Source organism: Paenibacillus cisolokensis (assembly GCF_050481165.1).
GTDB classification, from domain to species: Bacteria; Bacillota; Bacilli; order Paenibacillales; family Paenibacillaceae; genus Paenibacillus_AH; species Paenibacillus_AH cisolokensis.
Map to the genome: position 1 here is coordinate 1 of NZ_JBCNFP010000220.1, position 616 is coordinate 616.

A 616-nucleotide genomic window follows, 5' to 3' on the forward strand; every position below is an offset into this window, starting at 1 on the left:
GGAATCACGCTCCTGTACAAGTGTCAAGACCGATTGAAAAATCCTCAAAATAATCGGCTGAAAATTCCCCAGTTGGGTCGATTTCATGCGCCCCATCAGGGGACGGGTTCGCGCCGAATTTTTCCACCTACTCTTGTTTGTCCTCGGCTCCTTCCGGACGGAAGAACCCGGCTTTCTTTTTTTCCTTGATGCGATAGCTTTCGCCCTTGATATTGATCGTGGTCGAATGGTGCAACAGTCGATCCAGAATCGCCGTCGCCAAGACCGAATCGCCAAAGATCTCGCCCCATGCGCCATACGTTTTGTTCGACGTCAAGATGATCGATCCGGTCTCGTATCGTTCGGATACGATCTGGAAGAAGAAGTGGGCGGCCGTGTCCTCCATCCTTCGATACCCAATTTCGTCAATGATGAGCAAATTCGGCTTGGTGAACATTTTGATCTTCTGCCGGATCGTGTTGTTCTGATGAGCTTGCTGGAGTGTCTCCACCAGATCGTGAGCGGTCGTAAAATAGACCGTGTACCGCTGCTTGATGGCTTCGAGCGCGATCGCCACGGCCAGATGGGTCTTCCCGTTATGGAAAAATTGCCATAACGGGAATTATCGAAAGAATTT

General features: G+C 50.5%; 1 pseudogene. It reads right to left on the reverse strand.

The features are described 5' to 3' along the window. Positions 1–127: 127 nt before the first annotated feature. Positions 128–574 (reverse strand): annotated as a pseudogene (locus ABEV74_RS23210) (ATP-binding protein); the annotation flags it as partial. Positions 575–616: the final 42 nt, after the last annotated feature.